Below are 20,842 nucleotides of genomic sequence, written 5' to 3' on the forward strand. Positions count from 1 at the left end.
CTTGGTACCGAACGCCTCGACCGAGTGCGGCTTGCCGTCCTTGAAGTCGGCGACGAGTCCGAGACAGTGCCAGCCACGCGCGAACCGGGCCGGGGGCGCACCCGTCTCGATCACGCGGATCTCGTCGTTCTCCTCGTTGTTCACAGCTCGTGTCACTGTGTGTCCTTTTCGTCCGTGTGTGAGCGCGATCACGGACGACCATCCCAGCGTGCAGGCGGGCACTCCAATTCGCGCTTCCGCTCACCGGAAGCGGCATGGATCCGCCCGATCGGGTTACTGCGCAACCGATTCAGTGGACGGACGTCCTGACGATCTTCGGGTCCGGAAGGAACTTGCCTCCCACTCACTGGGTCGAAGGTCTGGTGCTGTGTGTGGATCTGCGGTGCGCTGAAGGCGCTTGACCCAATTCGATGACGGCGCGGTCACGCTCATCGTGAAGGCATCGCTGGAGGACGGATGACAAGTTCGGTCGGAGACCGTGCAGGCAATGATCCCGAGGGCCTTCCGGCGTCGACGCTCGACCGGATCTCGTTGCTGCTCGACAGTTTTCGCGGCAGCGCCCGGCTGACGCTGACCGAACTGTCGCGTCGCACGGGCATCCCCAGGAGCACCACGCACAGGATGCTCGACCATCTGGTGCGGATCGGCTGGCTGAGTCGCATCGGCGCCGAGTACGAGTTGGGACACCGGCTCGTCGAGGTCGGCGCACTGGCTGTGTACCGGAACCGCCTGGACCGTGCGGTGGATCCGCTCCTGCGCGAACTGCACCATGCGACCGGGCATGTCGTGCATCTGGGGGTGCTCGACGGATCCGACGTCGTCTACATCGAGAAGATCGGTGGCCGGTCCGTGCCCGAACTCTCGACCCGAGTCGGAACGCGGATCCCCGCGCGGTCGTCGACGATCGGCAAGGCGCTCCTGACGACCGCGCGGCGAACGGCCCGCGGGCCGCTCGGCGTCGCGTTCGGGACCTGCTCGGCGAAGGTGGGCTGCATCGGGGTCCGGGTCGGATCCCTGGACGGGGTCGAGGTCGGGCTGTCGATCAGCGGTCCGCTGGGCCGCGTGAGATTCGACGACCGGGACGCCGCGCCGGTGCGATTGGCGGCCGTCGCGATCGGGCAGTTGCTGGACCTCACCGGCGTGGTCCGCGAGGAAAGCGTGTGCGGGCGAGGGTGATCCCGGCGGGAGGGCACCCTCGCCCGGCGGTTCACTCCAGGCGGCCGGGCACCGGGTAGCTACGCAGGGACAGACCGATCTGCCCGGACAGGGTCAGGTCGTCGATCGACTCCTGCAGCTTGCGGCAGGTGGGGACCCACGCGCGGCCGTCCTTGGTCCGCGCCTCGGCGAACTCGGGGCACGCGTTGTCGGCGTCGTCGAGCCACTGGATGCTGGTGTGAGCCTCGCTGTACTTCTCGACGAGGACTCGGTTGCCACAGCTGTTGCAGCGGACGCTTTCCATCTTCGGACCTCCCTGATTCCACTGGTGACGGTAGTCACTCCCGGTCACTCATGCGCCCACCCTCCCACGGAGCGGGAGGTTCGCTCCCGGTGAGTGGACGTATGCTACCGGGCTGTAACCCCCGTCTACCTGGGCTGTTAGGCTTCGGCCATGTCCGAAACCGAGCCCGTCAACGACGCAGCCGACGACGGCTACCCGTCGCTTCCCGCCACCAGTTGGGCGGTTCTCGGCATGTTGACCCTCGGCGAGGGGCTCACCGGGTACGACCTCAAGAAGTGGGCCGACTGGAGCATCGGCTTCTTCTACTGGAGCCCGTCGATCAGCCAGATCTACGCCGAACTCAAGAAGCTCGAGGCGGCGGGTCTGGTCGAGTCGGAGATGGTGTCCGAGCCGGGGGAGCGTGGCCGACGGGTGTACCGGATCACCGGCCGTGGGACGCGCGCGGTGCGGAACTGGTCGCGCGACGCACCGGTGGAACAGCCGGTCCTCAAGCACGGGCTGATGCTGCGGCTGTGGATGGGGCACCTCAACGAGCCCGACCAGCTCAAGGCTCTCGTCCAGTCGCACATCGAGAACATGGAGTCGATGAGGGAGCGGGCGAAACTGCACGGCGACCATGCGACGCGCGAACCGTCCTGGGCGTTCTCGAAGATGAGCCTGATCTGGGCGGAGCGCTACTTCCAGGCGGAGATGGACCTGGCCCGCCAGATCCTCGACGACATCGACGAAGCTGCCGAGACGTACTCCCATGTGCAGGAGCGTGACGAACTGGGCAACCCGATTCCCGAGGTGGCCGGTTCCTGGCGTGATGTCGAGGATTTCGTCGAAGGCCTCGAGCGGCGCGGGCGGAACTGACCGCCTGACCCCGCTCGAGGCGACCGAATCAGCGAGCGCCGGTTCCGAGGACCTCGGAGAGGTCCTCCCACAACTGCTTTCGCGCCACCTGCGTGATCGAGAGCGCCGCGATCGTCAGGAACCCGTGGAACAGCCCGTCGTAGCTGCGATGCGTGGTGGGCACCCCGTCCGACGTGAGCCGAGCGGCGTAGGCGTCGCCCTCCGAGCAGAGGGGGTCGCGGCCCGCGGTGACGACGACGGCCGGAGGTAGCCCCGCGAGGGTCTCGGCGCGGTTCGGGGAGATGAGCGGGCTGTCGGCCCCGCCCGGTGCGTACTGCCGCCAGTACCACTGCATCGCGGCACGCGTGTTGTAGTGACCGTCCGAATAGGTTCGGTACGAATCGGTTTCGAAGTCGTCGTCGACGACGGGGTAGAGCAGTGCCTGTGCGGCGAGCGCCGGGCCGCGCCGGTCCCGTGCGGCCAGCGCGACGGTGGCGGCGAGGTTGCCGCCCGCGCTGTCGCCGGCCACGACCAGGCGGGATCGGTCGCCGCCCAGTTCGGTGCAGTTCGTGTCGGCCCACACCAGCGCGGCGTAGACGTCCTCGAGCGCGGCCGGGGCGGGATGCTCGGGTGCAAGCCGGTAGTCGACGGACACCACGACGGCGCCGACGCCGTTCGACATCGCCCGACACAGTCCGTCGTGAGTGTCCAGGTCGCAGAAGACGAATCCGCCGCCGTGCGCGAACACCACCACGGGTCGCGGGGTGGTGGAGTCCGCGGCCGGCTCGTACACCCGGATCGGGATCGGCCCCGCGGGGCCGTCGATCTCGAGGTTCCGGACCGACGCCACCGGTTCGGGGTTCGCGACGGGCTGGAGTCGGGCCCGGATCGCGGCCCGGGCCTCGGGACCGGTCATCTCCTCGACGCGCGGGAACCCGGCCTCGAGGATCTCGAGCATCGACTGGACCTCGGGATCGATCTGCACGGCACTCCTTCGGGTGTCAGGCGTACTGCAGGCGCACACGCGGCGCCGCGGTGGGCAGGCTCTGGAGTCGGTTGCGGTGTGCGATCGGTGCGGCGCCGCTGCTGCGTCCGGTGAGCGACTGCAGAATCGCGTTGGCGGCCATCCGGACCGGAGCGGCGTGGCGGTGATCGAACTTGAGGTGGCTCGTCGGCCCGCAGATCGACAGGGCGGCCGTCACGCCGCCGACCGGGCCGATGGGGACGGCGATGATGCCGATGCCGCCGGAGATCTGGCTGACCTCGTACGCGACGCCCATCTCACGCACCTTGTGCAGTTCGGGGGTGAACTCGGAGAGGTTGTCGGTGCCGTTCGGCGTGTACGCGAGCAGCGCCTTGCCGATCGCCGAGTTGCGGGCCGGGTAGCGGCTGCCGACGCGGGTGGGTAACTCCGCCGCGAGTCGTCCACCGATCTTGTCGAGGTACAGCACGTCGGTGCCGTCCAGGACGCCGAGGTGCACGACGTACCCGGTGACGCGGTGCAGTTCCTGCAGGATCGGGGCGGCGGCGCTGTGCAGCCGGTTCTGGTGCACGGCGAGCGAGCCGAGTTCCATCAGCCGGGTGCCGAGTTCGTAGTCGCGTCCGTCGCGGCGCAGCCAGCGCATCTCGACGAGGCGTTCGAGCATCCGATGCGCCGACGACCGCGGCAGCCCTGTCCGCTTCACGACCTGGGCGAGGGTGAGACGACCGGGGCCGTCGAAGGTGTCGAGAACCAGTGAAACCCGTTCGAGAATCGCGGTCGGGGTGGAGTCCGCAGTCGCTGGTGCTGTCATCGATGTCTCCCTCACTTCTGTCGAGCATCGCCGTGAGACCCACCTGACGTGGGTATTTCAATTAGAAATAATGACACAGGATCGACGCTTTGTGAAGTAGGTCACCAAGATCGAGATACACCGAAAGGGGGAACCCAACAGTCCAGGTAGGACGGGGTTCCCCCTTGCGGGAGCGATCTGGGTTTGTGCGAGAGGGTGTTACATCGCGGCGAGCGGCTCGCTGCCGGACCAGTCGTGGCCCCAGTAGCTGTCGGCGGTGATCTCCTCGGACGTGTAGAACGTCTCGTCCACCAGGTGACCGTCGGTGCCGAACTCGATGTCCCAGCCGCCGGGTGCACGGACGTAGAAGGACACCATCTTGTCGTTGGTGTGGCGGCCCAGCGTCGAGGACACCGAGAAGCCGTCCTTCATGACGCGGTCGAGCGCCTGGCCGACGGCGTCGAGCGAGTCGACCTCGACCATGATGTGCACCAGGCCGGGGGCCCCACCGTGCGGGGCCGGGCACAGCGCGAGGCTGTGGTGGCGCTGGTTGACACCCAGGAAGCGCACCCGCAGCGGTCCGAACTCCGGCGGCGCCGGGATCCGGAAGGCGCCGCGCGGCAGGAAGCCGAGCACCTCGGTGTAGAAGTCGAACGTGCCGTTCGGGTCCATCGTCGGCAGCACCACGTGGCCCAGGCCCTGCGCGCCGGTGACGAACTTGGCACCGAACGGGGTGACGACGGGGCTGTGGTCGAGGACCGCGCCGTGGAAGACCTCGAGCGTGGTGCCGGCCGGATCCTGGAAGGTCACGACCTCCTCGACGCGGCGGGCGTCCGCCTCCTCGAGCGAGAGCGGCTTGACGGCGATGCCGGCACGCTCGACAGCCTCGGTGACTCGGACCAGGGCGGCGTGGTCACGGACCTCCCAGCCGACGGTGACGACCTCGTCGGTCTCTCCCGGGACGACGACGATGCGTGCTGCACGCTCGTCGACGCGCAGGTAGAGAGCGTCGGGGTCCGGGCCGGTGCCCTGCGCGAAGCCGAGCACGTCGAAGGCGAAGGTGCGCCAGCGCTCGATGTCGTTGGTCTGGACCTTCACGTAGCCCAGCGCGCGGATGTCGGTGCCGAAGCCGCCGACATTGGGGTTCGTCATGTTTTGTCTCCGTTGTGGATTCGAGTGGTGTGGATCCGGTGGATCAGATCATCGCGCGGAGCGGACCCTGCGGGTCCACACCCAGGCCACTGAGCGTGGCGGCGTGGTACACGGTGCCGGGGACGTGGATCGCGTGGTGCAGGCCGGCGTGCGCGTCACGCCAGAAGCGCTGCATCGGCTTGTCCATGCGCAACGCGTTGCCGCCACAGCGGGCGTACACGGCGTCGATGGCCTGCACGGCCTGCCAGGCCGCGTTGACCTGGGTCTCGCGGCCGAGGGCGCGCTGTTCGAACGTCGGGGTCTTGCCGGCGTCCACCAGATCCCACATGCGATCGACGTTGGCCAGGAGGGAATCCCGGGCCGACTGCAGCTTCGCGGTGGCCTCGCCGACCGCGAACATCGTGTACGGGTCGTCCTTGACCGCGGTGCCCTGCGGGTTGATCCGCTCACGCTGGTACTCGTTGGCGTGGTGCAGGACGCCCTCGCAGATGCCGATCGTGGCCGACGTGATGCCGAGCGGGAACATGTTGGACCACGGCATCAGGTACAGCGTCTCGGTGCGGCCGTACTTGCGGACCGCGGTGCCGTCGATGACCTCGTCGCAGTCCATGACGCGATAGTCCGGCACGAACGCGTCCTTGACGACGACGTCCTTGGATCCGGTGCCGCGCAGGCCCACGACATCCCACGAGTCCTCGATGATCTCGTAGTCGGTGCGAGGGATGATCACGTGCAGCATGCGGGGCGGCATCTCCATGCTGCCGTCCGGGTTGCACGCCATCGCGCCGAGGAAGGCCCAGTCGCAGTGGTCCGTTCCCGAGGAGAAGGACCACTTGCCGGAGAACTTGTAACCGCCGTCGACCGGCACGCACATGCCACCGGGCATGTACGGCGACGCGAGCCACGTGTCCTGGTCCTCGCCCCAGACCTCCTGCTGGACCTTGGGATCGGCGAACGCCAGCTGCCACGGGTGGACGCCGACGATGCCGTGGACCCAGCCGGCGGACGGGTTCAGCGACGCCATGCGCATGACGGTCTCCGCGAACTCGCGCGGGTGGACCTCGAGGCCGCCGTGCTCCTTCGGCTGGAGCATGCGGATCGAGCCGGCTTCCTTCATGCGCTTGGCGGTCGCGTCGGCGACCTTGCCGATCCGCTCGGCCTCGACGCCCTCGACGAAGATGTCGTCGGCGGCGGCCTCGATGCGGGACAGGACTTCGTAACTCATCTGGATTTCCTTCTGGTGGGTGTGGTTCTACGAACCAGGGACTAGGAGTTCGCCGGCGAGTTCGGGGCCTGCTTGGCCATGTTCTCGGCGACTTCCTTCTCCCAGCTCGCGACCGCCCGGGTGGTGTCGATCTCGAACTCGAAGCGCTTGGTCATGTCCTCCGTGATGTCCTCGACATCGACGTAGAACTGCTGGTACCAGCGGCGCAGCTGGTAGACCGGGCCGTCCTCCTCGGAGAGCAGCGGGTTGTCGATGGGCGCCTTGTTCTTCCAGATCTCGACGTCCTGCTCGAAGCCCATCTCGACGCCCTCCGCGAACTGCGCGGCCATGCCGGTCGACTCCTCCTCCGACAGGCCCGGCAGCTTCTTGACGATCGCGCCGTACTGCAGCACGAACTCGTTGTTGCTCACCGGGTAGTGGCAGTTGATGAGGACCGTCTCGATGGTCTGGCCGTTGGCGTCCGACTCGAGCCAGTCGATCATGTACGACGGGCCGAAGTACGTGGCCTCCGAACGCAGCTCGGCGTTCGGGTCGTCGTAGTTGGTACCGGAGATGATGTCCTCGCGGCCGGTCGAGTGCATGTACTGCGTGGCGGTGTGGCCCTCGAAGACGTTCTTGAAGTACCGCGGGAACGAGTAGTGGATGTAGAAGAAGTGCGCCATGTCCACGACGTTGTCGACGATCTCGCGGCAGTGCGAACCCTTGATACGAAGGGTCTTCCAGCTCCAATCGGTCCACTCGTCCGTGCCGTAGCCGGCGATCTCGGGAATCGTGACGTCGGCCGGCGGCGGGTTGCCCTGCGGGTCGTTCCAGACGTACAGCTGGCCGTTGCGCTCGAGCGTGGTCCACGCGCGGGTCTTGGCGACCGGGGGAACGCGGCGGGCGTAGGGGATGTCGGTGCACTTGCCCTTGCCGTTCCAGCGCCAGTCGTGGAACGGACACGCGATGGTGTCGCCCTTGATCTCGCCCTGGCTCAGGTCACCGCCCATGTGCCGGCAGTACGCGTCGAGGACGTTCAGCTCGCCCTTGCTGTCGGCGAACACGACGAGCTTGGTGCCGAACGCCTCGATCGAGTGCGGCTTGCCGTCCTTGAAATCCCTGATGAGACCGATGCAGTGCCATCCGCGCGCGAAGCGGGTGGGCGCCGCAGCGGCCACGATCTCGCGGATTTCTTCGGTCTCGTTGGTGGGGGCAGCGTCGAATGCCATGTGTTCCTCCGTGCAGTGAGGGGTCACCGTCCTGTGATGCGCCTCATAGAACTCGGCGGCGTGTCGCGCGGGAAGGGGTTCTCCCGCTGGATGGAACACCCCCGAGGCTGTGGTATAGCGCCTGCTCGGCGCGGGTCGAGGGACGGGGGCGAGCCCGCCACCTCGCGGCGGAACGCACCTCCCACCACGCGGGAAGATCACTCCCGGCCCCGCATTGCGGCTGGCTAGCGTCGCGTCCACGGTGAAAGGACTGACCATGACACGAATGGCCGGCAAGGTCGTGCTCATCACGGGCGCAGGCAAGGGCATGGGGCGCACGCACGCGGTCCGCCTCGCGGAGGAGGGCGCGGACATCCTGGCGATCGACCTGCCCGGGGAGCGATCGGAGGCCGACCTGGCCGAGACCGCCCGCCTCGTGGAGGAACTGGGACGCCGCGCGGTGATCGGCACCGCCGACATCCGCGACTTCGACGCGCTCACCGCGGCCGTGCAGGCCGGGGTCCGCGAACTGGGGCCGCTCGACACCGTCGTCGCCAACGCCGGCATCTGCGACAACCCCGGACCGTCGTGGACCATCGACGACGACATCTGGAACCGGTCGATCGACGTCAACATCACCGGTACGTGGCACACCGTCAAGGCCGGTGTCGCCGAACTGAATCCGGCGGGCGGATCGGTCGTCATCGTCAGTTCGACGGCCGCGATCAAGGCCGTGCCCGGGGCGTCGCACTACTCGGCGGCCAAGCACGCGATCACCGGACTCGCCAAGACCCTCGCGAACGAACTGGGCAAGCGGTCGATCCGCGTCAACACGATCCACCCCGGTGCCGTCGCGACCCCCATGACGATCAACCCGGCGACGTTCGCCCGCCTCCGCCCGGACCTCGAGAACCCCACCGAGGCCGACGTCGCCGAGGTGCTCTCGCAGCGGATGCTGCTGCCGGTGCCGTGGGTGGAGTCGATCGACGTGAGCAATGCGGTGCTGTTCCTGGCATCGGACGAATCCCGGTACGTCACAGGCCTGCAGATGGTCATCGACGCCGGTCAGACCCAGAAGGTGGCGTGATGAGCGGACGTCTCGAAGGCAAGGTCGCGCTGATCACCGGCGCCGCGCGGGGCATGGGCCGCGCGCAGGCGGTGCGGTTCGCGCAGGAGGGCGCCGACATCATCGCCGTCGACGTGTGCGCGCCCGTCGAACACTCGACCACGCCCGGTGCGTCACCGGAGGATCTCGCGGAGACCGTGCGCCTGGTGGAGTCGCTCGGCCGCAAGATCTGCGCGTTCGAGGCCGACGTCCGTGACCAGCAGGCGCTGACGGCCGCGGTCGACGCCGGCGTCGAGGCGCTCGGGCGTTTGGACGTCATCTGCGCGACCGCCGGCATCAGCTCGTCGGGGCCCGCCGTCGAGATGGGGGCCGAGCGCTGGCAGACCATGCTCGACGTCAACCTCACCGGCGTGTGGCGCACCTGCAAGGCCGGCATCCCGCACATCGTCGACGGCGGCCGCGGCGGCTCGATCGTCCTGATCAGCTCCATCGCGGGCCTGCGCGGGCTGGTCAGCGTCGGGCACTACACCGCAGCCAAGCACGGCGTCGTCGGTCTGATGAAGTCGCTGGCGAACGAGCTTGCGCCGCACAGCGTGCGGGTCAACACGATCCATCCCGCGAACACGCGGACTACGATGATCCAGAACGAGTCCACGATGCGGACCTTCTGCCCCGGCGTCGAGGAGCCGACCCAGGAGCAGTTCGAGGCGGGAACGCGGTCGATGCACCTGCTGCCCGTCGCGATGATCGAACCCGAGGACATCGCCAACGCGAGCCTGTTCCTCGCGTCCGACGAATCCCGTTACATCACCGGCGTCACACTGCCGGTCGATGCCGGCCACTGCGTGAAGTAGGAGGCATCGTGCGATTCGAGGATCTGACCGGCGGCACCGCCGTCGTGACCGGCGCCGGCAGCGGCATCGGCGAGGGCGCGGCCCGCCGCGCGGCGGAACTCGGCATGAACGTCGTGCTCGCCGACGTCTCCGCCGAGCGTCTCGCCGCCGTCGCCGCCGACCTGCGCGCCGACGGCCGCTCGGTGCTCGCCGTGCCCACCGACGTCCGGGACGCCGACGCGGTCGATGCGCTCGCCGACGCCGCCTACGCCGAGTTCGGTGCGGTGACGGTGCTGCTCAACAACGCCGGCCTCGAATCCCTCGGTTTCACGTGGGAGGTGCCCGCGGACGAGTGGCGGCGGGTGATCGACGTGAACCTGCTGGGTGTCTTCCACGGCATCCGGTCGTTCGTGCCGCGGATGGGCGCCGACCCGCGCCCGTCGCACATCGTCAACACGTGTTCGGTGGGCGGCATCACGATCACGCCGCGGATGACGGCGTACGCGGCGTCCAAGCACGGCGTGCAGGCGCTCACCGAGTCCCTGTACCTCGAGTGCGCGGAGGCGTTCCCGCAGATCGCCGTGTCGGTGTTCAGCCCAGGGCAGGTCGCGACCCGCATCTTCGAGGACGCTCCCGTCCACGACGCGACGACCGACGATGCCGGGTTCTGGCGCGACCAGATCCGGGAGGGCATGACGCCGGACACGGCCGCGAAACTGCTGTTCGAGGGCATCGCGCGCGACGACTTCTGGATCCTCACGCACCCGGACGCGTTCGAGCGCCTCGCGTCCAAACGCGCCCGGGTGCTGAGCGAGAAACTGCGCCCGGACGCGCTGTTCGACGGGCGGAACTGAGCGTCGCTCCGGTAGCCGGGGCGCCGTGATCCTTCCTCCGCTCCCTCGCGTTTTGCGCACTTGTCGCGCCCCCAGGGCGTGAAAACTCGCGACAAGTGCGCAAAACGCGAGGGCGGGGGCGGGGACGGGGCGAGTGGGTGTAACAGGTTCCAGTTCTGCGGAAATCCGGTTATCGTGTCGGTGACCCGGACCACACTGGCCGACCCGGCGCGACGGGCGCGCACAGCGTGCCTTCGCGTCCCGCGCACGCAGAAGGAACACACATGACCGACGCGCTCGACGACCTTCTCCACCGCCCGCGTTTCCTGGCGGACCTGCTGATCACCGCACTCGAACGCAACGCGGACCGGCCCGCGCTCTACCTCGGTGACGTCGTGCTGACCGGCGGTCAGATGCGCGACCAGATCAGCTGTTTCGGGCAGGCCCTCGAGTCGCTCGGTGTCGGCAAGGGATCCACCGTCGCGATGCTGTCGAAGAACCGCCCCGAGGTTCTCATCAGCGTCGGCTCACAGATGATCCTCGGCTGCCGCAACACCGCACTGGCGCCGATGGGCTCGCTCGACGACCACAGCTACATCCTCGGCGACGCCGAGATCGAGACCCTCATCTTCGACCCCACGGCCTTCGAGGGCCGGGCCGCCGAACTGAAGGCCGCGGTGCCGACGCTGAAGAACCTGTTCTCGCTCGGTCCGTCCGAGGTCGGCGTGGACATCCTCGAACTGGCGAAGAAGTTCTCCCCGCAGCGCTTGGTGGCCGCGGACGTCGACGGCGACGACCCGTCGAGCATGGTCTACACGGGCGGCACCACCGGCAAGCCGAAGGGCGTCGTCAACACGTTCCGCTCCGGTGTGACGCTGCCGCAGATCCAGATGGCGGAGTGGCAGTTCCCGGACGAGATGCGCTTCCTCGCCTGCACCCCTCTCTCGCACGCGGGCATGGCGTTCTTCGTGCCGACGCTCATGCGGGGTGGTTCGCTGGTCGTGCTGCCGGCGTTCGAACCCGGCGCCGTCCTCGAGGCGATCGAGAAGTACAAGATCACCTCGACGATGCTGGTGCCGACCATGATCTACATGCTGCTCGACCACCCGGACCTGAAGACCCGCGACGTGTCGAGCCTGCAGACGCTGTTCTACGGTGCGGCCGCGATGTCGCCGACGCGGCTGCAGGAGGGCATCGCGAAGCTCGGCCCGATCTTCTTCCAGTACTTCGGCCAGAGCGAGTGCGGCATGACGATCACCGTCATGCGCAAGGAGGAACACGACCCGGAGAACGTCGAGCGGCTCGCGTCGTGCGGGCGTCCGGTGCCGTGGCTGGACGTGCGCCTGCTCGACGACGACCTCAACGAGGTGGCCCAGGGCGACCTCGGCGAGATCTGCGTGCGCGGCCCGCTGGTGATGAAGGAGTACTGGAAGAAGCCGCAGGAGACGGCCGAGGCGCTGCGCGGCGGCTGGCTGCACACCGGCGACATCGCCCGCGCCGACAAGGACGGCTTCCTCTACATCGTCGACCGCAAGAAGGACATGATCGTCACCGGCGGCTTCAACGTGTTCCCGCGTGAGATCGAGGACGTCATCTCCGGGCACCCCGCGGTGGCGTCGGTCGCGGTCGTCGGTGTGCCCGACGAGAAGTGGGGCGAGGCCGTCAAGGCGTGCGTCGTGCTGCGGGACGGCCAGACGGTCGAGGCCGCCGACCTCGTCGAACGTGTCCGTGCCGCAAAGGGTTCGGTGCACGCGCCGAAGTCCGTCGACTTCGTCGAGGCGCTGCCGCTCACGCCGCTCGGCAAGCTCGACAAGAAGGCGCTGCGCGCGCAGTTCTGGGAGGGCGCCGCCCGCTCGGTGTGACCGGGCGCCTCATCCGGGAAGTCTTTCGGCGCGCACGACGGTTCGCAGGAACTCGTCGTGCGCGCCGACGCGTTCCGCGGTGGCGTCCTGCAGGTAGGCGTCGATCAGTTCGGCCATGCACGGTGCGGTGTCGATCACCGTCCGGGGAAGTCCGAGATCGGCGCACCGCAGCAGCGGGGGCTCGAGCGTGGCGAACGCGACCCGCCGATCCCCGGCGTCGTACAGGCAGGCGGCGTGCAGCAGTTGGGCCCGCAGGTGCTGCATCGGCCGGTGCTGACGGGCGATGCGGTCCACCCGTGCCCGGGACAGTCGTACCGCCTCGTCCCGTGCATCGGGCGTCGCCTGCGCCGACAGGTCCCGGATGGCCGTGTCCTCGAGGAAGTCCGCGGTGACGATCGCGATTCCGTCGTCCTCGGGCCAACGGAGATCTGCTGTCGTTTCGACCTTCTCGTGAGGTAGCCCGCACCGCGCCCGCTCGTTCTCGACCCGTGCGGCGAGTCGGGGAAGCCCGAGCGCGCGGGCGATCGCGGCACCCTCCGACAGGCGGGCGGCAGCCCCGCCGGGATCGCCGCGCAGGGCCTTGATGCGGGCGCCGGTCGCGTAGGTGACGAGCATGAAGTCGACCGCGCCGCCCTCCGCGCCGAGCAGGTGGCATTCGTCGAACAACCGATCGGCCTCGTCGAGATCTCCCTGCTCGTAGACCCGATTGCCGTAGAGCGCACCCACCAGTCGCGCGGCGTACGAGCGCCGTCCGCCTTGCTCCCGCGCGAGTTGTCCGGCCCGACGGTACAGATCGTCGGCCGCCTCGAGATCGAGTTGCTCATCGGCCGCGATGCCTGCGAAACAGTGGCCGTAGATCGAGACGAACGGACCGGATTCGGAGATCGGGAACTCCACCGACTGGTGCGCCTGCCAGCGCCGGACCGAGTCGAAGTCGAAGCGGTACAGGGCATCGAACTCTGCGAGATTCACGGCGCCGGCCAGGACGAACGGGCTCAGTGTGTCCCGGCGGCTCAGGCACGCGTCCGCGTAGTCGGCAAGCCGACCGACGTGATCGGAGAACAGGTCGCACACCCCGTCGACGAGCGCGGCCTCGGCGAGCAGATCGGCCGCCGAGGTCTCGTCGCGATCTCGCGCCGACAGTGAGCGTGTCTGTTCCAGAAGCGGTTTCACCGATCGGGGTGAGTGATGCAGCAGCACGTGCGCCCACGCCCGGGTGAGCAGCAGCCGGGGTCGGCGGCTCGCGATCTGCGGCGGGAGCTTGTCGACCAATCCGAGGACCGTCGGCATCAGGGAGTGCTCGACCAGACCCATGCCGTGGTGTTCGACGAGGTCGGTCGCCTGCTCCTCGTCCCCGGCGGCGAGGGCGTGGTCGACCGCCTCCCGGAGCATCGCGTGCTCCGCGAACCAGTCCGACGCCCGGCGGTGCAGTTCGGCGACACGGTCCGGATCGCGTTCGAGACGCCGCCGCAGGTAGTCGGCGAACAGTTGGTGGTACCGGAACCACGAGCGGTCGGCGTCCTCGGCGCGCAGGAACAGATCGCGCTCCTCGACCTCCTCGAGGAGCGATTGCCCGTCGGGCACGTCCGCCAGCCGTGACGCGAGGGGCCCCGACACCCGCTCCGGAACGGACGTGCACAACAGGAAGTCGAGCAGGTGCGGCTCGAGCGCCCCGACCACGTTGTCGGCGAGGTACTCACCGATGGCCCTGCTGCGGCCCGACAGGTGGGCGATGACGTCGTCGGGGTCCTCCCGTCCCCGAAGCGACAACGACGCCAACTGCAACGCGGCTGCCCACCCGTCCGTGGTGTCCCGCAGTGCCTGCACCGTCTCCGCGTCCAGATCCAGCGCCGCCCGGTCCGCCAGGAACCGGCGCGACTCCTCGGTGTCGAAGCGGAGGTCGGACTCGTCGATCTCGACCAGTTCGTCACGCACCCGCATCGATCCGAGTGGCAGACCCGACCGGGTCCGCGTCGTCACGAGGAGCCCGAGATGGTGACACGCATTGTCGAGCAGGAAGTTCAACGCGGCGACGGTCGCGGCGTCGGAGACGAGATGCCAGTCGTCGATGACGACGACCAGCCTGGTGTCGCTGTCGTGCACCCGGTTGATGAGCGACGTCAGCACGAACCGCTCGGCCTCGGCGCCGAATTCCTCGACCGCCTGCCCGAGTTCGTCGGTCAGTTCGGGGCGTACCTGCCGCACTGACTCGACGAGATGCCCGAGGAACCAGGCGACGTTGTCGTCTTGGGAGTCCATGCTCAACCAGGCCACCGAGACGCCGTCCTCGACCAGGACGTCACGCCACTGCGCGGCGAGCACGGTCTTCCCGAATCCGGGCGGGGCGTGGATCACGCTCAACAGGCGTGGCCGCGAGCCGCCGAGCATCCGGACCAGCCGCGCCCGCTCGACGAACGTGTGTTCGGCGGTCGGCGGCCGGAACTTCGTCACCGGCGTGGGTGGCTCCGGCGGCCCCGAACGTCGAACCGGCCCGCTCGGGCGCGGCGTCGGCACGTCGGTGGTCAACGCGTGGGAGTTCTGGACGGCACGGAGCAGGTCCGCGAGGTCCGCGGCGGTGGCGGGCCGGTCGGCCGAATCCACGCTCATCGCCCGCTCGAGCACCGCGCACAGGTCGTCCGGCACCCCGGCCGGTCGCAGGTCGGGAATCGTCTCGGTGGCGATACGCCGCAACTGGGTGGCGGGCCTCTCCCCGCGACGCAACTGGAAGGCGGCATGTCCGGTCAACAGGTGGAAGATCGTGCCCGCCATGCTGTAGACGTCGGAGGCCGGGGTGGGGGCGGCTCCGACGAGGATCTCCGGAGCGGTGAAGTCCGGCGTCCCGGCCACCTCGCCGGCGCGGGATTCGAACGCGCCGGGCACGCGCGCGATCCCGAAGTCGCTCAGTTCCGGATCGCCGTAGTCGGTGATCAGGATGTTCGCGGGTTTGATGTCGCGGTGCAGGATGCCGAGCCGATGCGCGGCGTCGAGGGCGTCGGTCAGCTGGACGGCCAGCCGGAGGGCCTCGGGCCACTCGAACGGGCCGTCCCGCCGGAGCGCGGCGTCGAGCGAACCGAGGCGTCGGAAGGGCATCACGATGTACGGCCGCCCGGTGGTGGTCACGCCGACCTGCAGCACCTCGACGACGTGTGGGTGTCCCGTCAGTTTTCCCAGCGCGCGCTGTTCACGCAGGAACCGTTCGCGAGCCTCGCCCCCGACTTCGGTGCGGGCGACCTTGACCGCGACCGTCCGGTCCAGCGAGGACTCCGTGCACCGGTAGACGACGCCGTAGCCGCCGCGACCGATCTCGACGGCGTCCTCGAAGCCCTCCATCGCGAGTTCGGCCTCGATCACGCCCGATCCGCGGCGCTGCGTCGCCTGAGGATCCCCAGTCGCCTGGCTCGGGTCGTCGCCCATGCCGAATCACCTCGGAAGTCCCGCGGACTCGCGTCCGGTTCTCGGCGGCATCATGCCTGGCACGATGCCGCCGCGCATCCAATACTAGGTCGGCAGTCGCAGACCGGACCGTCCGAAACCGGTCCTCATCCGAGCGGGTCGAACCGGATGGCCTCGGCCGGAGTTCCGGTGGCGACCAGTCGGTCCCGGGTGCTGCGCACCATTCCGGGCGATCCGGACACCAGCACCTGGTGGTCGACGAAAGCGCCGTGCGCGGCGACGACGTCGCCGAGCGTGCCCTCGAGCAGGTAGTCGTCGTCGAACCCGGCGAGGGCGTCGTCCCCGATCTCGGCGCGGATCCGGTCGTACCACTCGTCGGGCGCCCCCGGATCGGTGACGTCCTCGACGACAGGAACGGTTGTGAGCCAAGGTAACTGCTGCGTGAGGATCCACAGCATGTCCGACGCGTACAGATCCTGGACCGTCCGGCCGCCGACGAACAGGTACACCTGCGGCGGATTCTCCACCTGCGTGAGATCGAGGATGATCGAGCGAAGCGGGGCCAGACCCGTTCCACCGGCGACCATCACGACGGTCGGCCCGTTCTCGTCGACCGTGAGCGCCCCGCGCGGCGACGAGATCCGCCACTGGTCGCCGGGCACCGTGTCGGTGACGATGCTGCCGCTCACCCAGCCGCCGGGTACCGATCGCACGTGGAACTCCATCTTGCCGTCGAGCGACGGGGGCAGCGCGGGCGACAGGCGGCGCGGCAGCCGCGGATGCCCGGGAACAGTGACGTCGACGTACTGCCCGGCGCGGAACGGGACGGGCTCGCCGATCAAGCGCACCACCGCGAGATCCCTACGTAGGCGATGGTGTTCGACGACGGTTGCGGTCCAGGTCTGCTGCTCCATGCCGCCATTGTTACCGGTGAACGATTCCGGCGCTCTCACCGCACCGGGTCGAAGGCGCGACCGGCCCAGTCCGCGAAGGACGTCCACCCGACGTCCGGGAACTCGGAATGCAGGCGGTCCAGGTCGACCTGATAGCCGGGGCCGTTCAGGAACCACCACATCGCATGCATGTCGGGGTCGGCGATCGAGCCCAGCGGAACCTGCTCGTGGCGGACCGGAGAACCGATCACTTCCGTGAGTACCGTTGCCATGGTCGCGGGAGTGGGTGCGTCACTTGCCAGTTCGATGCGCCGTCCACCGAAGCTTTCGGGGGAGAGCAGGACGTGCGCCGCGAACGTGCCCAGATCCCCGCGATCTAGTTGTTGCAGAGCGCGGTCCGGCGGCAGGGGCAGGTCGAGCACGCCGTCGGTGCGGATCCGGTCGGCGCCGCCCAGTGCGTTGTCGAAGAAGTACGTGGGTCCCAGAATCGTGTGGTGCAGCCCGCTCGATGCCAGATCGGCCTCGATGACGGCCTTGCTCTCGAAATGCGGTACCCCGCTGTCCTGGTCGGCGCCCGCCACCGAACTGAACACCAGATGCGGCACCCGGGCCCGACCGGCGGCCGCGACGATCGTGCGGCCCTGTTCGATCTCCGCGTCGACACCGGACTCGAACGGCGTGGTCATCGCGAACACTGCCGCGACGTCCCTCATCGCCGCCACCAGTGACCCCTCGTCGTCCAGCGAACCGGTGACGATCTCGGCGCCCTTCTCGGCGAGCGTGCGTGCGCCGGCGGACGCCGGGTTGCGCACCAGCGCCCGCAGCGGCGCGCCCCGCCCGAGCAACGCGATACTGACGGCGCGTCCCTGTCCGCCGGTGGCGGCGAGAACGAGTATCGGACGGTCGGCCATCGGATCTCCTCCGGTCGGCTCCGGTCGGGGGTGCCCTCGTCGCGAGCGTACCGGTGGTGCGCGGTCAGTACGAGTAGAACCAACTACGGCTCCGGCCCACCGCCACCTCCCTCCGGTGCGCGATCCGCCATCCGTCGGGTGTGCGCCGGTACCGGACCGTGTAGTGGCCGGCGACGTGCGCATGCCGTGTCTCGGCGTCGCCGGCGGCACCCGACCGGAACTCGAAGTGGATGCGGGCTGTCGCCTCGTCACCGTCCGACACGATCGACGGAGTGTTCAGCAGGTGGATGCCGGAGGTGTGCGCGGTGAACTCGACGCAGAACCTTCGCAGTGAGTCCCGGCCGTGGATCGTGGTGCCGGGCACGCCTCCGACCTCCGCCAGTTCGAAGGTGCCGTCGTCGGTGAACAGACCCGCCCACGCGTCGGCGTCACCGGAATCCCAGGCCGGCGCGTAGGCGCCCTCCAACTGGAGGATCGCGAGGGTGTCCTCGACCGCAGCGAGACGGTCCTCGAGCGAACCGGTGGGCGCTGCCGGGGGCGCGTGAAGGGGCGGATGCGCCGAGTCCTTCGCCGTCCGGGTCATCATGCGGCCGGATTGCCGTACTGGCCGTTGAGCAGTTTGCTCGGTGGCACGAACCGGTACCCGTCGTCCGCGAGGTTGGGGGCGTGCGACTCCGACGAGTAGTGGTAGCGGGGCAGGAACGCCGTCTCGGCGTTGTCCAGCACCTGCTGATCCTCGAGAGCCTCGGCGAGCTTCTGCGGATCGGACGTCGACCCCACCTTGTCCGCGGCGGCCGCGACCAGGCCGAACGGGTCGTAGTTGTCGGCCAGGATCAGCGTCGACGGGATCGAGCCCAGCGCGGCCATCGCGTTCACCATCGTGTTGACCACCGTGTCCGCGGGGTCGTAGACGGTGCTCGGGAACACCTGCAGGACGAGGTTGGACGCGGCGCGGGTGCCGAGGGCGCCCTCCGGTGCCGGCTTCGCGATCAACGCGGTGCCCGAGACCGAGGTGTTGCCGATCAGCGGGATGTTCCAGTCGAGGCGCTCGAGGCTGCCGAGCAGGTAGCCCAGGGGTGCACCGTAGGCGTCGATGACGAGCGCCTGCGTGCCCTTGTTCTTCAGCGCCTGCAACTGGGCGGTCATGTCCAGCGCGGCCACGTCGTACTCCTCGCTGCCGGACTTGCTGACGCCCTCGGCCGACAGGGCCGAGTCCATCGCCTTGCCGAACGCCTCGCCGTACGCGCTGCTGCCGTGGATGACGCCGACCTGCTGGTAGCCCTTGCTCTTCGCATACCGAGACAGGGAGACCGCGTACTCGGTCGGCGACGGCGACAGGTCGAAGTTCAGCGGGAACTGCTCCGGGTCGGACGAGTTGTCGGTGGGGCCGACGTTGAACGACAGGATGTCGTTCTGCTTCAGGATCGGGAGCGTCGCGGCCGAGACCGTCGACGGACCCGAGTTGAGGTACAGGTCCGGCTTCTTGCCGGAGTTGATCGCGTCCCGCAGGTTCGAGACCGCCTTGGTGGCGTCACCGCCGTCGTCGACGACGGTGAGTTCCACTTGGCGCCCGCCGATTCCGCCGTTCCGGTTGACCTCGTCGGCGCCGGCTTTCGCCGCGAGGATCGAGGTCTGGGCGTTGGCGGCGAGCGAGCCCTGCCCGCTGATCGCCCCGGTGACGAGCACGCGGTACGGGCCGCCGTCCGCGCTGTCCTCGCCGGACGCCGAGCCGGAACAGCCCGCGGCGGCGAGGGCACACACAGCCAACGTCGTCACGAGCGCAGAGTGCCGAATCTTCATGCCAGTTCCCTCCAACGGAGACACGACGGAGCACAAGCAGGTGCTTGGTTGCGCAGACGCTAAGGGTGTGACGTGGATTACGTCAAGGCCGTTCTTCGTCCGGTGGGATTTCTGAACATGTTGCGCATCAAGGCTTTCGGGACTCTCGGCGCACGCCATCGGCCGACGCCCCGTCGGGGTGCCGGTCCGGGTCTCGAGGATGACGCTCCAGTCGAGGACGCTAGGGCCGCGGCGGCGCGGTTCCTACGGGAGCTCCCGCTGACCGGTCGGTTTCGTCAGCGCAGCGGGTCGTAGGAGATCGACTCGACCGGCGTGCCCGCCAGTTGCAGCGCGTACGCGGTGGTCTTCACCATCGACGGTGATCCGCAGATCTGCACCTGGCGATCGGCCCACGTCCCGAACCGGCTCACCACAGTGCCGATCGGCCCACGCAACCGCTGGTGCATGCCGTGCGGCGGCTCGAGCTCGGGATACGGGTGCCACCAGGGGTTCTCGTCCTCGGTGGTGATCGGGACGATGGTGAGCCACGGGTTGCTCAGCGACAGGTGCCAGAGGGTCTCGATGTCGTACAGGTCGCACGGGTACGCGCCGCCGACGAACAGGTGGACCCGCGGGTTGATGCCGCGGTGGGCCATGTCCATCACCTGGGCACGCAGCGGCGCCAGGCCGGTGCCGCCCGCGATCATCAGCACGTCCTGTCCGCTGTCGAGGTCCACGTGCAGGCCGCCGAGCGGCGAGCTGATCTGCCAGCGGTCGCCGACGGCGGTCTCGTTGACCATCGCCGGGCTGACCCATCCGCCGGAGACCCGCCGGACATGGAACTCGAGCTGGCCGAACGGGTTCGTCGGGATCGCGGGAGACAGGTACCGCCACATCTGGGGACGCTGCGGGATCTGCACGCTCACGTACTGTCCCGCGGCGTACGGGATGGGCGAGTCGCTCTCGAGGCGGATGACCGCGAGATCGCGCAGCACCCGCTCGTGGCTGACGACCGTGGCCTCCCACAGCGCGGGGTAGTCGTCGGCGTCGGCGGCGTCGGACATCGTGGTGGTGATGAGCGCGACCAGTTCCCGCCACGCGGCGTCGGCCTGGGGGCTCCACGGTCCGTCGCTGTCGGCGTCGTGGATCGCGTCGAGCAACGCGTTCCCGGCGGCCGCGTAGTGGCCGCGTTCGACGCCGTACTTGCGGTGGTCGCGGCCGAGTTGGGCGAGGAACGGCAGCATCCGGTCGAGGTCGTCGAGCCCGCGCACGATGTACTCCACCACGGCGACCAACTTGGCGCGCTGGCTGTCCATGCCGGGCGGGAACAGCGAACGGGACTGGGGGAGCCGCGCGAAGAACTGGGCGTAGAAGGTGTGGGCGAAGCGGTCGCGGTGGGCGTCCGACGCGGTGACGGCAGCGAAATGTGAGCGGATGAGCCTGATCTCGGCCGTGTTCACGACGTCCTCCCTCGCGTGTTCGGGGCCCGGGGCCCGCGATCGCGCGCCGGAGCCGGACCACCAGTGTGCACGGGCGAGGAACCCGGACGGTCGGTGGCCTCTCCGGGCGTGGGGTAAATCTCTTCGAGATAGTGGAAGTTGAGCGGAACAGACTCAAGGTTTCGTTCGTTGAGGAGAACGACA

18 protein-coding genes and 1 pseudogene are annotated in these 20,842 nt (G+C 68.8%); 6 read left to right on the top strand and 13 right to left on the bottom strand.

Annotated features, from left to right (window positions below):
* A pseudogene (locus tag EGT67_RS25260) lies at positions 1 to 156 on the bottom strand (3-ketosteroid-9-alpha-hydroxylase); the annotation flags it as partial.
* Positions 157 to 456: 300 nt separating this feature from the next.
* Between EGT67_RS25260 and EGT67_RS06820 the strand changes: the two are divergent.
* Positions 457 to 1,176 (top strand): IclR family transcriptional regulator, encoded by a 720-nt coding sequence (locus EGT67_RS06820; RefSeq protein WP_127915326.1) that lies wholly within the window; start codon positions 457 to 459, stop codon positions 1,174 to 1,176.
* 31 nt (positions 1,177 to 1,207) lie between these two features.
* On the opposite strand, the gene EGT67_RS06825 is transcribed toward EGT67_RS06820, so the two are convergent.
* Positions 1,208 to 1,459: a hypothetical protein gene (locus tag EGT67_RS06825; protein ID WP_127915327.1), complete on the bottom strand. Its 252-nt coding sequence runs from the start codon at positions 1,457 to 1,459 to the stop codon at positions 1,208 to 1,210.
* 150 nt (positions 1,460 to 1,609) lie between these two features.
* Here EGT67_RS06825 and EGT67_RS06830 point away from each other — a divergent pair, with 150 nt between their 5' ends.
* Positions 1,610 to 2,314, top strand: coding sequence for a PadR family transcriptional regulator (locus EGT67_RS06830; RefSeq protein ID WP_127915328.1), 705 nt, complete (start codon positions 1,610 to 1,612; stop codon positions 2,312 to 2,314).
* A 28-nt stretch (positions 2,315 to 2,342) separates the two neighbouring features.
* On the opposite strand, the gene EGT67_RS06835 is transcribed toward EGT67_RS06830, so the two are convergent.
* The 5 genes from EGT67_RS06835 to EGT67_RS06855 form a co-directional block, all read right to left on the bottom strand.
* A complete protein-coding gene (locus tag EGT67_RS06835; RefSeq protein WP_241565925.1) occupies positions 2,343 to 3,278 on the bottom strand; it encodes an alpha/beta hydrolase in 936 nt (311 codons plus the stop codon).
* Between the two features lie 16 nt (positions 3,279 to 3,294).
* Entirely contained in the window at positions 3,295 to 4,086 is a 792-nt protein-coding gene (locus tag EGT67_RS06840; RefSeq protein ID WP_127915329.1) for an IclR family transcriptional regulator, read from the bottom strand.
* A gap of 198 nt (positions 4,087 to 4,284) precedes the next feature.
* Positions 4,285 to 5,217, bottom strand: a complete 933-nt coding sequence (bphC, locus tag EGT67_RS06845; RefSeq protein ID WP_127915330.1) for a biphenyl-2,3-diol 1,2-dioxygenase — start codon at positions 5,215 to 5,217, stop codon at positions 4,285 to 4,287.
* Between the two features lie 43 nt (positions 5,218 to 5,260).
* The gene (locus EGT67_RS06850; RefSeq protein ID WP_127915331.1) at positions 5,261 to 6,442 is read right to left on the bottom strand and encodes an acyl-CoA dehydrogenase family protein; all 1,182 of its coding nucleotides are present in this window, start codon (positions 6,440 to 6,442) and stop codon (positions 5,261 to 5,263) included.
* 41 nt (positions 6,443 to 6,483) lie between these two features.
* Entirely contained in the window at positions 6,484 to 7,650 is a 1,167-nt protein-coding gene (locus EGT67_RS06855) for a 3-ketosteroid-9-alpha-monooxygenase, oxygenase component (RefSeq protein WP_127915332.1), read from the bottom strand.
* A 256-nt stretch (positions 7,651 to 7,906) separates the two neighbouring features.
* Between EGT67_RS06855 and EGT67_RS06860 the strand changes: the two genes are divergently transcribed.
* The 4 genes from EGT67_RS06860 (at position 7,907) to EGT67_RS06875 (ending at position 12,223) form a co-directional block, all read left to right on the top strand.
* The gene (locus EGT67_RS06860; protein WP_127915333.1) at positions 7,907 to 8,716 is read left to right on the top strand and encodes a mycofactocin-coupled SDR family oxidoreductase; all 810 of its coding nucleotides are present in this window, start codon (positions 7,907 to 7,909) and stop codon (positions 8,714 to 8,716) included.
* Positions 8,716 to 9,549 (top strand): mycofactocin-coupled SDR family oxidoreductase, encoded by an 834-nt coding sequence (locus EGT67_RS06865; protein ID WP_127915334.1) that lies wholly within the window; start codon positions 8,716 to 8,718, stop codon positions 9,547 to 9,549. The genes EGT67_RS06860 and EGT67_RS06865 overlap by 1 nt, the downstream gene beginning before the upstream one ends.
* 8 nt (positions 9,550 to 9,557) lie before the next feature.
* Complete coding sequence (locus EGT67_RS06870) at positions 9,558 to 10,382, top strand: SDR family NAD(P)-dependent oxidoreductase (protein ID WP_127915335.1); 825 nt, start codon at positions 9,558 to 9,560, stop codon at positions 10,380 to 10,382.
* 263 nt (positions 10,383 to 10,645) lie between these two features.
* Complete coding sequence (locus EGT67_RS06875; protein WP_127915336.1) at positions 10,646 to 12,223, top strand: AMP-binding protein; 1,578 nt, start codon at positions 10,646 to 10,648, stop codon at positions 12,221 to 12,223.
* 9 nt (positions 12,224 to 12,232) lie between these two features.
* On the opposite strand, the gene EGT67_RS06880 is transcribed toward EGT67_RS06875, so the two are convergent.
* From EGT67_RS06880 to EGT67_RS06905, 6 genes are all read right to left on the bottom strand, one after another.
* Positions 12,233 to 15,637 carry a serine/threonine-protein kinase gene (locus EGT67_RS06880; protein ID WP_127915337.1) on the bottom strand — a complete coding sequence of 1,135 codons (3,405 nt, stop codon included), beginning with the start codon at positions 15,635 to 15,637 and terminating at the stop codon, positions 12,233 to 12,235.
* A gap of 125 nt (positions 15,638 to 15,762) precedes the next feature.
* Positions 15,763 to 16,530, bottom strand: a complete 768-nt coding sequence (locus tag EGT67_RS06885) for an FAD-binding oxidoreductase (protein ID WP_127915338.1) — start codon at positions 16,528 to 16,530, stop codon at positions 15,763 to 15,765.
* A gap of 35 nt (positions 16,531 to 16,565) precedes the next feature.
* Positions 16,566 to 17,420: an NmrA/HSCARG family protein gene (locus EGT67_RS06890; protein WP_127915339.1), complete on the bottom strand. Its 855-nt coding sequence runs from the start codon at positions 17,418 to 17,420 to the stop codon at positions 16,566 to 16,568.
* A gap of 64 nt (positions 17,421 to 17,484) precedes the next feature.
* On the bottom strand, positions 17,485 to 18,006 hold the full coding sequence (locus EGT67_RS06895) for a nuclear transport factor 2 family protein (protein WP_241565926.1): 522 nt from the start codon (positions 18,004 to 18,006) through the stop codon (positions 17,485 to 17,487).
* The gene (locus EGT67_RS06900) at positions 18,003 to 19,220 is read right to left on the bottom strand and encodes an ABC transporter substrate-binding protein (RefSeq protein WP_127915340.1); all 1,218 of its coding nucleotides are present in this window, start codon (positions 19,218 to 19,220) and stop codon (positions 18,003 to 18,005) included. The genes EGT67_RS06895 and EGT67_RS06900 overlap by 4 nt, the downstream gene beginning before the upstream one ends.
* A gap of 275 nt (positions 19,221 to 19,495) precedes the next feature.
* Positions 19,496 to 20,659 (bottom strand): FAD-binding oxidoreductase, encoded by a 1,164-nt coding sequence (locus EGT67_RS06905; protein WP_127915341.1) that lies wholly within the window; start codon positions 20,657 to 20,659, stop codon positions 19,496 to 19,498.
* Between the last annotated feature and the right edge of the window lie 183 nt (positions 20,660 to 20,842).

This window comes from Prescottella agglutinans (assembly GCF_004011865.1).
Classification (GTDB): domain Bacteria; phylum Actinomycetota; class Actinomycetes; order Mycobacteriales; family Mycobacteriaceae; genus Prescottella; species Prescottella agglutinans.